Raw genomic sequence first — 13794 nt, forward strand, 5'->3', positions numbered from 1 at the left:
ACAAACATGATCGGCCTTACAATGTTTCTATCTAAAAAACAGGCACCCGACGACCCATGGCCCATATCCATCCTGCCGGCTGGCGCGAGATGTCCGTCACCGGTTCCGCCGCGCGTGAAATCGAAACCCTGACGCTCCTCGAGAAGCGCCTCTCGGATACGCCCTACGAGATCTACCATGGCGTCCACTGGACCAACGTCGAGCACGGCTTCTCGGCCTACGGCGACATCGACTTCATCATCGTCGCGCCGAACGGCAGGCTGCTGCTGATCGAGCAGATCGCCGGCTTCCTGAACGAGAGCAAGGATGGCCTGGTCAAGAACTACCAGGGCAAGCCGCGCAAGATCCGCCACCAGATCCTGCACACCATCGAAGGCTTCGCCAAGCGCTACCAGGGCGAGCTGTCGATCGACTACCTGCTGTACTGCCCCGACTACATCGTGAAGGACCCGCAGCAGGCCGGCATCGACCCCAGCCACATCATCGACGCCACCACCAAGGGCCGCCTGGGCGCGAAGATCAAGGAAATCCTGCCGATTACCGCCCGCACCGAGGACTTCGACCGGGTCACCCGCTACCTGGGCGACACCCTGAGCCTGCGCCCGGACCCGAGCTCGATGATCGGCTGCGCCACCAGCATGGTCACGCGCCTGTCGGGGGGCCTCGCCACCTGGGCGCGCCGGCTCGAATTCTCTCCCTTCCGCCTGCGCGTGGTGGGCACCGCCGGCAGCGGCAAGACCCAGCTGGCGCTGGCCGAATACACGGCCGCCATCGACGCCGGCCTGCGCCCGCTCTACGTCTGCTTCAACCGTCCGCTGGCCGACCACATCGAGCGCCTGGTGCCCGCAGGCGGGCGGGTCGCCAACTTCCACGAGCTGTGCGACGCCTGGCTGCGCGCCCAGGGCAAGACGCCGGACTACGGCGCGCCCACCGTCTGGGCCGAGATCGAAGGCGCACTGGTCGAAGCGGACCTGCCCGAGACCTGGCAGTACGACGTCGTCATCGTCGACGAGGGTCAGGATTTTTCCAGTACCTGGCGCGACATCGTGCTGCGCATGCTGAAGGAGGGCGGCCGCGCCATCTGGCTGGAAGACCCGGACCAGAACCTGTACGGCAAGGAGATGGTGCCGCTGCCCGGCTGGGTAGTGCTGCACTCGAACACCAACTACCGCAGCCCGCGCGAAGTGGTGCAGATGCTCGGCTCGATCGGCGCCGTCAGCCAGCCGGTGGAGGCGGGCAGCCCGTTCAAGGGCGCCGATATCGAGGAACTCACCTACCCGGAAGGCGACGTCGAGGCAATGCTGTCGCAGACCCGGCGCGCCGTGACCCTGTGCCTGGCCGCCGGCTTCGGGCGCCAGGACATCGCAATCTGCTCGTTCCGCGGGCGGGAGAAGTCGGCCATCCTCAAGCTCGATAAACTGAGCGACGCGCACACGCTGCGCTCCTTCACCGGCGCCTACGATCTGTTCGGCAACCCGGTGTTCCGCGAGGGCGGGTTGCTGGCGGAATCGGTGTACCGCTTCAAGGGCCAGTCGGCGCCGGCGCTGATCTTCACCGAGATCGACTTCGAGGAGATGGACGAACTCACGCTGAGAAAACTGTTCGTCGGCATGACGCGCGCGCGCCTGAAGCTCGTGCTGGTGATGAGCGAGCGTGCATCGGTGCAGTTCCTTGATCGCATGAGCGGGGGCCTGCCCGACGCTTGATTCATGCCGACGGCATGGAAATCCATCCCGTCCCCGCGCACGTCCCGTGCTAGCATTTTGCTCATCGAATCCTGGAGAAGACGATGAAGCGACCGGCGGTGGCAAAGACTGCGCGCATGCGCGTGAAGGTACTGGGAGCATCGGCACTGATGCTCCTGCTGGCCGCCTGCGGCGACCATCCGCCCAAGGACGACGATGACGACGAGCAGCCGCCCGCGCAGGCCGCCATCAGCATCGTCGCCGGCAGCGCCACGGACTCCGGCAGCACCAACGCCACCGGTGAGGCCGCGCGCTTCAATGGCCCCACCGGCATCGCCATCGACGCCGCCGGCAACCTGTACGTGGCCGATACCGGCAACGACGCCATCCGCAAGATCACGCCGACGGGCGTGGTGAGCACCCTGGCCGGCGCACCGGGGTCGAGCGAATACATCGAAGGCCCGGGCGACCGCGCCCGTTTCGTCCAGCCGCTGGCGCTCGCAATCGACAGCAGCGGCACCCTGTTCGTTACGGACGACATGCGGATCCGCAGCGTGAGCAGCACCGGCCAGGTGAGCACGGTGGCGACTATCCCGGTCGGTAACAACGTCGACAGCCGCAGTAATGGGGCCATCGTTCCGAGAGCGATCGCAGCCGATGCGCGCGGCCACCTGCTGGTGACGAACGGACTCAGCACCCGGCGCATCGTGGCCGGGGCGACGGGCATGCTGGAGGGTGTCGAGGTGGCCCAGGACCTGTGGGGCACGCGCATCGCCGATGCGCGCGGCGTGGCGATCGACAGCAACAACAACGTCTACGTGTTCGACCTGCAGCGCAGGATCAGCCGCACGTTCAATCCCACCACCGTCAATGCAAACGTCCTGAGCCCGCTGGCAGGCTCACCGAATGTGAGCGGCGCGGCCAACGGCACCGGCCCTGCGGCGAGCTTCGAACAGGTGGTGGCGCTGACGGTCGACCCGCAAGGCAATGTCTATGCGGCCGACGCGGTCAACAACCTGGTGCGCAAGATCACGCCGGAGGGCGTGGTGACGACGCTTGCCGGCACCACACGCAAGGACACGCTGCAGGCGGGGAACCTACCGGGCAGCCTGGCGCCCATCCGGGGCATCACCAACGACGGCAAGGGCAACCTCTACCTCACCTCGGGCAACGCCGTCATCAAGATCAGGCTGCCGTAAGCGGGCATGGCAGCGGCGGTGGCTTCAGTGGCCGATCGCCGCGGTGGCGACGCCCTGCGCCACGCTGTTCTTGCTGGTGGTGGTGGTGAGCGCGAACAGCGGCTTGCGCGGCGACTTGTCCGTGCTCCATTCATAGGCGACGGTACTCTTGACGCCGTCCGGCCCCTTTTCCGAGGTATTGCGCTTGCGCTCGCTGCGGAAAGGCTCGGGCGCCTTGCCCACCGTCTTTTCGAACATCGCCTGGACCGTCGCGGCCGGCACCGTTTTGGCGTACAGCGCGCACAGGTTCTTGTCCGAATGGACGACCATGATGAACTGGCCGTGCTGGCTCGGCACCGACCAGGCATTGCCCTTGGCACCCTGCAGGAACACGGCCGCAGCCTCGGCAGGCAACTGGGGGAAGGCTGAGAGCTGCTTGCGCAGGCCGTCGAAGTCGTGCAGGTACTTCAGGCAGTGCGTCGAATAGATATTCATGAAGGCCGCGGCCTGCTGTTCAGGCGCGGCGATGGCGATTGTGGAAACCAAAGTCCCTCCGAGGATGATGGCGGCTTGGGGAAGAAGTCGCATTTGGTCGTGCTCCGGCTGATATCTGATACGTCTTACTATAGCAACTCAGCCCTGAAATGCCGGGTTGCCTCAGGCAAACGTACGCGAGGGAGGGAAGGTATGGCACGCGCTTATACGAAGCAGGATGTCCCGCTCGAAAAGATCCGCCGCTACCTGGAACCGGGGCCGATCGTGCTCGTCAGCTCGAGCTGGGAAGGCCGGCGCAACATCATGACCATGGGCTGGCACACGGTGATGGAGTTCTCGCCCTCGCTGGTGGGCTGCGTGATCGCTTCAAGCAACCACAGCTTCGAGATGGTGCGGAAAAGCCGAGAATGCGTGATCAACCTGCCGACCATGGCGCTGCTGGATGCGGTGGTGGGCATTGGCACCACGTCCGGCAGTGAAGTCGACAAATTCGAGCGCTTCGGTTTGACGCCGGAAGCGGTGGAGGGTGTTGCGGCGCCTGCCATCCGCGAATGCCACGCCCACTTCGCCTGCCGGCTGCATGACGACAGCCTGGTGGACAAGTACAACTTCTTCATCTGGGAAGTGGTCGCGGCGCGGGCGGCGAGGACGCCGAAGCATCCTGAAACCGTGCATTACACCGGCGAGGGCGTGTTCATGGTGGCGGGGAAGGTGGTCAGCCGGAGATCCGGAGCCATGTTGTCCAAAGAGGCGTACTAACGCAGGGCCTAGCTGCTGCGTGGGGCGGAATGTTGCCGGGGTCGAGGTAGACCGGCAGCCCCAAGTCCCGCGTCGTCTCAATGTTCGCACCACGCGACTTGCAGTTTTGATGCGGTAAACGGTATCGCACGGGGGGAGCATGCGTTGGGCGACTTTGTACAGGAAAGACATTTTTATAGCATACATGCACGTTGACTCGCCATCTGAAGATATCGATGCTAACCTTGTTCAATATCTTATGAGCAATGGTGCTACGTGCAGAATCTCTTTACTGACGTTTTTGATAATTATTCCACAACTCGTGCAAAATTAGGAGGCGTAGCCAAACTCGTCGGTACTCCGGATCAAAATGCGCTTCTTGAAGAAATTCCCCATCGAATAGAAGCTTATCTTAAGAAACGTAAGATTTCTCATCTTTACAAGGTAAAGGGATCAATCGGTAACGGCAATATAGCGCGGGTTCCATGGGTTGGAATTTTCCGAAAAGAAATTACCGAAAATGCCGAGAATGGTTATTATGTAGTGCTGCTGTTTTCGGAAGATATGAGTAGGTGCTACTTAAGTTTGAACCAAGGAATTACAGCGGTCGAGAAACGCTATACAAAAAATTTTGCGTGGAGAAAAATGGAGGAAGCGGCTGCTCGAGCATGGAGTTATCTCGATACGGCTCCAGACGTTTGGAAAGGAAAAATTCCACTTGCCTCTACTGGCGATTTGGGGCGTGCGTATGAAGCAGCGGCTATTGCGAGCTACGAATATTTTCGTACTAATCCTCCAAGTGATGCTTTGTTTTTCGAAAATTTAACTACGCTGCTTAAATATTACGAGCGACTATATTATTTATTTAATGAAAATTTACATTCTTTATTTTCTGTAAGTGAAGAAGAGTTTCAAAGTGTTGTGTTAGAAAAGGCAGCTCAACTGAATGTCTCTGAGCATGCAAAGAATATTGTCGGCGCCCCTCTAACCGTCAACCCATTATCTAATAAATATGTTCGCTCTCCTGTTGTAGCTGCAGCAGCTATTCAAGCTGCACAGTTTTCGTGCGAAATTGACGCTACTCACTGGACATTCTTGTCGAGAGCACGAAAACAGCGGTACGTAGAGGCGCATCATCTAATTCCGATAAGTCAACAGTCACGATTCCAAGCTTCGCTAGATGTTGTCGCGAATATTGTCTCATTATGTGCAACATGTCATCGCTTGCTTCATTATGGTGCTGACAACGAAAGAAAATCTATACTAATGGAACTTTTTAAACAGCGGAGGGTGCGGCTACAGGAACATGATTTGCAGATTGCATCTAACGATTTCTTACGTTTTTATGCTAGAACAGCCCCAATTGATGACTAAAGCATATAAAGTCTGCTTGAATGTCTGTGGTAGTAGAGTCAGCTCTTAAGCTCTGACGATATGAAATTCCGGCAATCTACCTGTTTAATGATGTTCAACTGATACCATTGAAGAATTTACTGGTGAACGTGGGAAATATCTTTCCAATATCAACATTGATTTGATACGATCTTAAGATGATCGATATCTCTGGCAATGCAGCCGCTCCTTACCGTATCCGACGTCGTCAAACCATTGCACTTGTATTGCTGGTGGTCACCGGCGTTATCAACTACCTCGACCGCGCCACGCTCGCCGTCGCCAATGAGTTCATCCGTGCCGACCTGGGTCTCTCACTTGGCCAGATGGGTTTACTGCTGTCGGCCTTCTCCTGGAGTTACGCACTGTGCCAGCTTCCGGTTGGCGCCCTGGTCGACAAGATCGGACCGCGCTGGTTGCTCGGCGCAGGCTTGGTACTGTGGTCGCTGGCACAAGCCGCGGGCGGCCTCGTCTCGACCTTCGGCTGGTTCGTGCTCGCCCGGGTCGTGCTTGGTATCGGCGAGGCGCCGCAGTTCCCGGCGGCGGCGCGGGTTGTGAGCAATTGGTTTCCGATCAAGGCACGTGGTACGCCGACAGGTATCTACAACTCGGCGTCCCCACTGGGCTTTGCGCTCGCACCGCTGTGCCTGTCGCCCCTGATTGCCGCCACCAGCTGGCACTGGGCATTCTTCGTCACCGGCACGCTCGGCATCGTGGCGGCGGTTGTCTGGGTGATGTTGTATCGGGACCCGGTGCGCGAGCAGATGTCCGCGGAGGAGCTGGCGTATCTCGATGAAGGCCAAACGGTGGAAGAGGCGCCGAAAGCAGGCTTTGCCTCCTGGCTCGCCCTGTTCCGGCATCGCGCGACCTGGGGCATGCTGCTCGGCTTCTTCGGATCGGTCTATCTCAATTGGGTCTACCTGACCTGGCTGCCGGGCTACCTGCGTGCAGAGCGCAACATGGACGTCGCCTACGTCGGTGTGGCGGCAACGATTCCCTTCCTGTGCGGCTTCGCCGGTGCCCTGGTGGCCGGCTGGGCGTCTGACCAGATCACACGGCGTGCGTCATCGGTCCTGGCAGGGCGCCGTACGGCGGTGGTGATCGCCATGCTAGGCATGGTAGCGTTCACGATCCCGGCTGCACTGGTCGAGAGCAATACCCTGGCCATTGCCTGCATCTCAGTTGTCATCTTCCTGGCGAATGCCGCGTCGGCCTGTTCCTGGTCGCTGGTCACGGTCGTGGCGCCGCGCAGCCGTATCGCCTCGCTGGGAGCGATCCAGAACTTTGGCGGTTTCATCGGCAGTGCATTGGCGCCAATCTTTACCGGCTACATGGCACAGGCCTGGTCCTTCGTGCCGGCCTTGCTGGCCGGCGCCGGCATCGCCTTCGTCAGCGCGATGTTGTACCAGTTCCTGGTTGTGCGACCGATTCCCGAGCAGGAGTCCGATACCGGAGCGTAGAGATGCGTCTAACGATGAAGACTGTACTTGTTATGCTTTGCTTTAGCCTCGGCTCGGCGATCGCAGCCGAAGCCCGGCTTCCTTCCGACGTCGTCAGATATGTGGAACAGCGTGAAGGCTGCGATCATTTCCGGGGAGAGATCCCGGACCCGCCGGACAAGCAGCGCATGAAGGAAATGGAGCGCGAAATCCGCAAGCTCTGTACTGGCACAGATAAAAAGCTTACGCAGCTGAAGCACAAGTATGCCAAGAACCAGGCGGTCATGAAGCGTCTGAATGACTTCGACGAAAAGATCGCGTAGTCGCCGTCACCAACTGACGGCAGAATGAAAAAGGCCTCGTACGAATACGAGGCCTTTTTAACTTGAAGCGTAGAGCGCTTAGACGTCGATATTGCCCGCCTGCAGCGCATTGGTCTCAATAAAGTTACGACGCGGCTCGACTTCATCCCCCATCAGCGTGGTGAAGATCTGGTCCGCCGCAATCGCATCCTCGATCTGCACCTTCAGCAGGCGGCGCACGGTCGGATCCATCGTGGTTTCCCACAGCTGCTCCGGATTCATCTCGCCCAGGCCTTTGTAACGCTGCTTGCTCACGCCGCGTTCCGCTTCCTCGCGCAGCCAGATCATGGCTTCGTGGAAGCCGCGCACCGCGAACTCCTTCATCTTCTCGCCTTCGCCGCGGCGGATGATGGCGCCTTCGCCGATCAGGCCCTGGAAGGTGGCGGCCGCGTTGGCCAGCACGGCGTAGTCGTTGCTCTGCACGAAGTCGGCGTCGATCGAGGTGACGTTCACGTTACCGTGGCGCATGCGCTCGATACGCAGCGCGTGCTTCTCGGACAGCTCGTCCGAACGCACGACCACCTTCACGGCCGGATCCTTGATCGCCGCTTCCATCGCCTTGGCCGAGGCTTCGGCCTTCTCCAGCGTGCTCATGTCCAGCGTCACGCCGGCCGTGATCGCGGTCAGCGCCGCGCGGTCGATCACGCGGGTCAGGCGCATCATGATGGCGTTCGACAGGTTGTACTGGCGCACCAGCTCGGCCAGCGCTTCGCCGTTGATCGGCTCGGCGCCTTCGCGCGGGATCAGCGAGGCGCTGTTCAGCGCCACCGTCATCATGTAGCTCGCTTCTTCGACGTCGTCCTTCAGGTAGCGCTCGTCGCGGCCGGCCTTCACCTTGTACAGCGGCGGCTGCGCGATGTACACGTGGCCGCGCTCCACCAGCTGCGGCATCTGGCGGTAGAACAGCGTCAGCAGCAGGGTACGGATGTGGGCGCCGTCGACGTCCGCGTCGGTCATGATGATGATGCGGTGGTAGCGCAGCTTGTCGACGTTGAATTCGTCCGGGCCGATCGAGGTGCCGAGGGTCGCGATCAGGGTGGTGATCTGCTCCGACGACAGCATCTTCTCGAAGCGCGCCTTTTCCACGTTCAGCACCTTGCCGCGCAGCGGCAGGATGGCCTGGAACTTGCGGTCGCGGCCCTGCTTGGCGGAGCCGCCTGCCGAGTCACCCTCGACGATGTACAGCTCGGCCAGCGCCGGGTCGCGTTCCTGGCAGTCGGCCAGTTTGGACGATAAGCCCAGCCCGTCCATCACGCCCTTGCGGCGGGTCAGGTCGCGCGCCTTACGCGCCGCTTCGCGCGCACGCGCTGCTTCCACGATCTTGCCGCAGATGATCTTGGCGTCGTTTGGCTTCTCCATCAGGAAGTCGGTCAGGGTCTTGGCCACGATCTCTTCCACCGGGCCGCGCACTTCCGACGACACCAGTTTATCTTTGGTCTGCGACGAGAACTTCGGCTCCGGCACCTTCACCGACAGCACGCAGGTCAGGCCTTCGCGCATGTCGTCGCCCGAGATCTCGACCTTCGCCTTCTTGGCGAATTCGTTCTCGTCGATGTACTTGTTGATCACGCGGGTCATCGCCGCGCGCAGGCCGGTCAGGTGGGTGCCGCCGTCGCGCTGCGGGATGTTGTTGGTGAAGCACAGCACCTGCTCGTTGTAGGCGTCGTTCCACTGCATCGACACGTCCACCGAGATGTTGGTGCCCTGCTCGGACACGCGCTCGCCGGTGGCCTGGAACACGGTCGGGTGCAGGACGCTCTTGGCCTTGTTGATGTACTCCACGAAGCCGCGGGTGCCGCCCTCGAAGGCGAACACTTCTTCCTTGCCGGTGCGCTGGTCGCTCAGCTTGATGTTGACGCCGTTGTTCAGGAACGAGAGTTCGCGGATGCGCTTGCTCAGGATCTCGTAGTGGAACTCGACGGTGGTGAAGATTTCCTCGTCGGCCCAGAAGTGCACTTCGGTGCCGCGCTTGTCGGTGTCGCCCAGGACCTTCATCGGCGAGACTTCCACGCCGTCGACGACTTCGACGATGCGGTCCATCGGGACGCCGCGCGAGAATTCCAGCTGGTGGATCTTGCCTTTCTGGCGCACGGTCACGCGCAGCAGCTTCGACAGCGCGTTCACGCACGAGACGCCGACGCCGTGCAGGCCGCCGGAGACCTTGTACGAGTTCTGGTTGAACTTGCCGCCGGCGTGCAGTTCGGTCAGGGCGATCTCGGTCGCCGAGCGCTTCGGCTCGTGCTTGTCGTCCATCTTGACGCCGGTCGGGATGCCGCGGCCGTTGTCGGTGATCGAGATCGAGTTGTCGGAGTGGATGGTGACGTGGATCTCGGTGCAGTAGCCGGCCAGGGCTTCGTCGATCGAGTTGTCGAGCACCTCGAACACCAGGTGGTGCAGGCCGGTGCCGTCCGAGGTGTCGCCAATGTACATGCCCGGGCGCTTGCGCACCGCTTCCAGGCCTTCCAGGATCTGGATCGAGGACGCGCCGTATTCGTCCGCCTTGGCGGCGGGAGTCATTTCTGGTTGGGTATTCTCGGACATGGACTGCTTTCTCTATAAAACGGGTGATTCAGGCGCCAGCGGAAGCCGGCGCCCGAACCCAAATGCTGCGTGGCTGCTGATTAGATACGCATCGGCATGACGACATACTTGAAGTCGCCATTGTCGGGAATCGAGATCAGCGCCGACGAGTTCGAATCGCCCAGCGCGATGTTCACCTGGTCGCACTTCAGGTTGTTCAGCACGTCGAGCAGGTAGGTCACGTTGAAACCGATGTCGATGGTGTCGCCGCCGTAGTCGATCTCGAGTTCTTCCACCGCCTCTTCCTGGTCGGCGTTGGTCGAGCTGATCTTCATGACGCCCGGCTCGATGATGCAGCGCACGCCCTTGAACTTGTCGCTGGTCATGATCGCGGCGCGCTGCAGCGAACGCAGCAGCTCTTCGCGGCCGATCGTGAAGTCGTTCTTGTAACCCTTCGGGATCACGCGGGTGTAGTCAGGGAACTTGCCCTCAACCAGCTTCGAGACCAGCTCGATGTCGGCGAAGGTCAGCTTGACTTGCGAGGCGGCGATATCCAGGCGCACTTCCTCATCGCTTTCTTCCAGCAGGCGCTGCAGTTCGATGATGGTCTTGCGCGGGATGATCACTTCCTGGCGCTCGAAGGCCTGCTCGGTGGCCACCTGGCAGAAGGCCAGGCGGTGGCCGTCGGTCGCCACGGCGATGATGTTGTTCCCGTCCAGCACCAGCAGCAGGCCGTTCAGGTAGTAGCGGATGTCCTGCTGGGCCATCGCGAAGTGCACCATGTTGAACAGGTGCTTCAGCGTCTTCTGCGGCAGGGTGACGCTGGCGTTGTAGCTGTCGGCCACCGACACGGTCGGGAATTCTTCCGCGGCCAGGGTCTGCAGGGCGAAGCGCGACTTGCCGCTCTGGACGGCCAGGCGCTTGTTCTGCAGGGTCATGGTGACGTCGCCCGACTCCGGCAGCGCGCGCAGGATGTCCAGCAGCTTGCGCGCCGCCACCGTGGTGCCGGTCACGTCGTCGCCCGAACCGATGTTGGCGAGCGTGGTGATCTGGACTTCGGTGTCGGTCGAGAGGAACGAGACGCTTTCGCCGTCCTTGCGAATGAGGATATTGGCCAGAATCGGCATGGTGTGCCGACGCTCGACAATACCGCTCACGATCTGCAGTGGCCGGAGAAGCGTATCTCGGGTGGTTTTGACCAGTTGCATAGATATCCTCAGTTAAGTATTAATTATTTATTGCTCTAACACTATTTTGCCAATTGCCGGGAGATAACACAAACCTCTCCGAATATTGGGGCGGCGACCGTTTTTCGTAGGGTGGGCGGGTTCCCCGCCCACGCGGTCAACGATCGTCGGCGCTGCCGCGATGTATTGTCCTGCAGCGATCACCGCGTGGGCGGGAGACCCGCCCACCCTACGCATTAACCTTTCAGCGTCTGCTCCAGCACGTGCAGCTCGTGGTTGCACTCGGCGTTCTTCTGGCGGTCCTGGGCGATCTTGCGCACCGCGTGCAGCACGGTGGTGTGGTCGCGGCCGCCGAACAGCTCGCCGATCTCCGGCAGGCTCTTCTGGGTCAGTTCCTTGGCCAGGTACATGGCGATCTGGCGCGGGCGGGCGATGTTCGCGGGGCGGCGCTTGGAATACATGTCCGCCACCTTGATGTTGAAGAAGTCCGCCACCGTCTTCTGGATGTTCTCCACCGAGATCTGGCGGTTCTGCACCGACAGCAGATCCTTGAGGGCTTCCTTCACCACGTCGATGGTGATGTCCTTGCCGTGGAAGCGCGAGTAGGCCAGGATCTTGCGCAGCGCGCCTTCCAGCTCGCGCACGTTGGAGCGCAGGTGCTTGGCCACGAAGAAGGCGACGTCGTCCGACAGGGTCACGTTCTCGGACTGCGCCTTCTTCAGCAGGATCGCCACGCGCATTTCCAGCTCCGGCGGCTCGATCGCCACCGTCAGGCCGGAGTCGAAGCGCGAGATCAGGCGGTCGTCCATGCCGGTGATCTCCTTCGGATAGGTGTCCGAGGTGATGATGATCTGCTTCTTGGCAGCGATCAGCGCTTCGAACGCATAGAAGAACTCTTCCTGCGTACGGCTCTTGCCGCCGAAGAACTGGATATCGTCGATCAGCAGCATGTCGAGCGAATGGTAGTAGTGCTTGAAGTCGTCGAAGCCCTTGCGTTGATAGGCGGTGACGACGTCGCGCACGTACTGCTCGGCGTGGATGTAGCGGATGCGCGCGTTCGGGTTGTCGGCCATGACCTGGTTGCCGATCGCATGGATCAGGTGGGTCTTACCGAGGCCCACGCCGCCGTAGAAGAACAGCGGGTTGTACGACACGCCCGGGTTGTTGGCGACCTGGATCGCGGCGGCGCGCGCCAGCTGGTTGGCCTTACCGGTGACGAAGCTCTCGAAAGTCAGGTCGGTGTTGATGCGGCTCTGCTCGCGCTTGGGCGAGTTGGCGATGTTCACGTTGCCCTGGCTCGGCGCCGGGTCGGCAGGGCGCGGGGCGCCATTGCCGGCCGCGCTGCCGTCGCCGGCAGCCGTGGCAGGACCCGCCGGCTTCCTGGCCGGGCTGTTCTTCGGGTCGAGCACGAACTGCACCTCCACCGGCGCTTCCCAGTACTGGCAGGCGAGTTCGGTGATGCGCGTGGCGAACTGGGTCTTGACCCAGTCGAGCTTGAACCGGTTCGGCGCGGCGATGCGCAGCTTGCCATCCTCGTAATCGAGGACGACCAGCGATTTGATCCACGCACTGTATTGCTGCGGCGTCAGCTCGAGTTCCAGCTGCGCGGAACAGGTCTGCCAAAAGTTTTCCATACTTCGCTAATTGATACGTAACACGCTATTTTACCTGTCTCGGCCGAAGTTATCCACAGGTTGGGCCCAGAATTTTCAAGCATGGCGCAGTTTGCAAGACTCATCAGGAAACAACGGCCGCCTTGACAGCTGGACTGGAAATCATGTCTAATTCAGGGTTCCCCGTCCGTGCGCCATATCAAGCTGACAATTCAGCAGGCGGCTGCCCGGGCGAAACGAGTATCTGCTGTGGCGTGACGCTGGCTTAACCATCTGCGAACTGTCATTGGCGACGAATCCTGACACGACGTCAGACCCGATTTTGCACTTACTTTTGCTTTAAGCGAGACCACCATGAAACGTACTTACCAACCTTCCGTCGTCCGTCGCAAGCGCACGCACGGCTTCCGCGCACGTATGGCTACCCGTGGTGGCCGTCAAGTCCTGAACGCACGCCGCGCCAAGGGCCGCAAGCGCCTGGCTGTCTAAGTTTTTTAGACCAGATCGACGCGGTCGGTGATGACAGGCGAAGGTTCGCACGACTTCGCGCGCGTTCGGCGTATCGTTAAAACGGATGAGTTTTCATCCGTTTTTCGTTTGCGCCCGGCGCAAAAATCCGCGCATTTCGTGCTCTACACCCGACCCAACAAGCTGCCGCATGCGCGGCTGGGCGTCGTTGCGGCCAAGCGTTTCGCGCCGCGCGCCGTCACCCGCAATACGATCAAGCGCGTCACGCGCGAGCTGTTCCGCACCAGCCAGCTGCAGCCCTTCGACTGCATCGTGCGCCTGTCGCGGCCGGTCAACGGCAAGGACGGGCCGGCCACCACGCGCGCCCTGAAGGCCGAGCTGCGCGCCGAGCTCACCCGCCTGTTCGCCTCCCAGCGCCCGCGCCGACCGGCGCCCTCGCCGACATCATGAAGACGCTGCTGGTCTGGTTCCTTCGCGGCTACCAGCTGCTGCTGTCCCCGTTGCTCGGGCAGAAGTGCCGTTTTTACCCGACCTGCTCCAATTACGCGATCGAAGCGCTGCGCGTGCACGGCGCCGCCCGCGGCTCGCTGCTGGCCGCCCGCCGCGTGTGCCGCTGCCATCCGTGGAATCCGGGCGGCGTCGACTTCGTCCCGCCGGCGCGCGAGGGCAAGGACCAGCAACCTCCACCAGCCGCTCGCGGTTGTAACCACTCCTGAC

At 61.3% G+C, this 13794-nt stretch carries 13 protein-coding genes; 9 read left to right on the top strand and 4 right to left on the bottom strand.

What is annotated here, in order from left to right; all coding sequences use genetic code 11:
• The first annotated feature begins 56 nt into the window (after positions 1-56).
• Both ACK6C6_RS21390 and ACK6C6_RS21395 read left to right on the top strand, forming a co-directional pair.
• A complete protein-coding gene (locus ACK6C6_RS21390; protein WP_409269151.1) occupies positions 57-1706 on the top strand; it encodes an ATP-binding domain-containing protein in 1650 nt (549 codons plus the stop codon).
• Positions 1707-1789: 83 nt separating this feature from the next.
• Positions 1790-2884, top strand: a complete 1095-nt coding sequence (locus ACK6C6_RS21395; protein ID WP_409269152.1) for a hypothetical protein — start codon at positions 1790-1792, stop codon at positions 2882-2884.
• A gap of 24 nt (positions 2885-2908) precedes the next feature.
• Here the strand turns inward: ACK6C6_RS21395 and ACK6C6_RS21400 are convergent, their stop codons facing one another.
• A complete protein-coding gene (locus tag ACK6C6_RS21400; protein WP_409269153.1) occupies positions 2909-3409 on the bottom strand; it encodes an NMCC_0638 family (lipo)protein in 501 nt (166 codons plus the stop codon).
• A gap of 141 nt (positions 3410-3550) precedes the next feature.
• Between ACK6C6_RS21400 and ACK6C6_RS21405 the strand changes: the two genes are divergently transcribed.
• The 4 genes from ACK6C6_RS21405 (at position 3551) to ACK6C6_RS21420 (ending at position 7250) form a co-directional block, all read left to right on the top strand.
• Entirely contained in the window at positions 3551-4117 is a 567-nt protein-coding gene (locus ACK6C6_RS21405; protein ID WP_409269155.1) for a flavin reductase family protein, read from the top strand.
• 255 nt (positions 4118-4372) lie between these two features.
• Entirely contained in the window at positions 4373-5470 is a 1098-nt protein-coding gene (locus ACK6C6_RS21410; RefSeq protein WP_409269156.1) for an MrcB family domain-containing protein, read from the top strand.
• Between the two features lie 176 nt (positions 5471-5646).
• Positions 5647-6948 (top strand): MFS transporter, encoded by a 1302-nt coding sequence (locus ACK6C6_RS21415; protein ID WP_409269157.1) that lies wholly within the window; start codon positions 5647-5649, stop codon positions 6946-6948.
• A 14-nt stretch (positions 6949-6962) separates the two neighbouring features.
• On the top strand, positions 6963-7250 hold the full coding sequence (locus ACK6C6_RS21420; RefSeq protein WP_409269159.1) for a hypothetical protein: 288 nt from the start codon (positions 6963-6965) through the stop codon (positions 7248-7250).
• Positions 7251-7328: 78 nt separating this feature from the next.
• Here ACK6C6_RS21420 and gyrB read toward each other — a convergent pair whose 3' ends face one another.
• From gyrB to dnaA, 3 genes are all read right to left on the bottom strand, one after another.
• The gene (gene gyrB, locus ACK6C6_RS21425; RefSeq protein ID WP_409269160.1) at positions 7329-9830 is read right to left on the bottom strand and encodes a DNA topoisomerase (ATP-hydrolyzing) subunit B; all 2502 of its coding nucleotides are present in this window, start codon (positions 9828-9830) and stop codon (positions 7329-7331) included.
• Positions 9831-9910: 80 nt separating this feature from the next.
• Positions 9911-11017 carry a DNA polymerase III subunit beta gene (dnaN, locus tag ACK6C6_RS21430; RefSeq protein ID WP_409269161.1) on the bottom strand — a complete coding sequence of 369 codons (1107 nt, stop codon included), beginning with the start codon at positions 11015-11017 and terminating at the stop codon, positions 9911-9913.
• Between the two features lie 215 nt (positions 11018-11232).
• Positions 11233-12630: a chromosomal replication initiator protein DnaA gene (gene dnaA / locus ACK6C6_RS21435; protein ID WP_313033738.1), complete on the bottom strand. Its 1398-nt coding sequence runs from the start codon at positions 12628-12630 to the stop codon at positions 11233-11235.
• Between the two features lie 333 nt (positions 12631-12963).
• On the opposite strand from dnaA, the gene rpmH reads away from it, so the two are divergent.
• Genes rpmH through yidD form a run of 3 tightly spaced genes read left to right on the top strand, consistent with a single transcriptional unit; the run spans position 12964 to position 13793 of the window.
• Positions 12964-13098 carry a 50S ribosomal protein L34 gene (gene rpmH, locus ACK6C6_RS21440; protein ID WP_040378179.1) on the top strand — a complete coding sequence of 45 codons (135 nt, stop codon included), beginning with the start codon at positions 12964-12966 and terminating at the stop codon, positions 13096-13098.
• A gap of 30 nt (positions 13099-13128) precedes the next feature.
• Complete coding sequence (gene rnpA / locus ACK6C6_RS21445; protein WP_209589716.1) at positions 13129-13527, top strand: ribonuclease P protein component; 399 nt, start codon at positions 13129-13131, stop codon at positions 13525-13527.
• Positions 13524-13793, top strand: a complete 270-nt coding sequence (yidD, locus tag ACK6C6_RS21450) for a membrane protein insertion efficiency factor YidD (protein ID WP_036206697.1) — start codon at positions 13524-13526, stop codon at positions 13791-13793. The genes rnpA and yidD overlap by 4 nt, the downstream gene beginning before the upstream one ends.
• The last annotated feature ends 1 nt before the right edge of the window (position 13794 follow it).

Origin of the sequence: Massilia sp. BHUDP2, from assembly GCF_046236355.1 — a bacterium.
GTDB lineage: Bacteria > Pseudomonadota > Gammaproteobacteria > Burkholderiales > Burkholderiaceae_D > Telluria > Telluria varians.

Coding starts and splice junctions, on each gene's coding strand:
- rpmH (WP_040378179.1), top strand. CDS start 12,964: ATGAAACGTACTTACCAACCTTCCGTCGTCCGTCGCAAGCGCACGCAC.
- gyrB (WP_409269160.1), bottom strand. CDS start 9,830: ATGTCCGAGAATACCCAACCAGAAATGACTCCCGCCGCCAAGGCGGAC.
- rnpA (WP_209589716.1), top strand. CDS start 13,129: ATGACAGGCGAAGGTTCGCACGACTTCGCGCGCGTTCGGCGTATCGTT.
- dnaA (WP_313033738.1), bottom strand. CDS start 12,630: ATGGAAAACTTTTGGCAGACCTGTTCCGCGCAGCTGGAACTCGAGCTG.
- ACK6C6_RS21405 (WP_409269155.1), top strand. CDS start 3,551: ATGGCACGCGCTTATACGAAGCAGGATGTCCCGCTCGAAAAGATCCGC.
- ACK6C6_RS21415 (WP_409269157.1), top strand. CDS start 5,647: ATGATCGATATCTCTGGCAATGCAGCCGCTCCTTACCGTATCCGACGT.
- ACK6C6_RS21420 (WP_409269159.1), top strand. CDS start 6,963: ATGAAGACTGTACTTGTTATGCTTTGCTTTAGCCTCGGCTCGGCGATC.
- ACK6C6_RS21395 (WP_409269152.1), top strand. CDS start 1,790: ATGAAGCGACCGGCGGTGGCAAAGACTGCGCGCATGCGCGTGAAGGTA.
- ACK6C6_RS21390 (WP_409269151.1), top strand. CDS start 57: ATGGCCCATATCCATCCTGCCGGCTGGCGCGAGATGTCCGTCACCGGT.
- dnaN (WP_409269161.1), bottom strand. CDS start 11,017: ATGCAACTGGTCAAAACCACCCGAGATACGCTTCTCCGGCCACTGCAG.
- yidD (WP_036206697.1), top strand. CDS start 13,524: ATGAAGACGCTGCTGGTCTGGTTCCTTCGCGGCTACCAGCTGCTGCTG.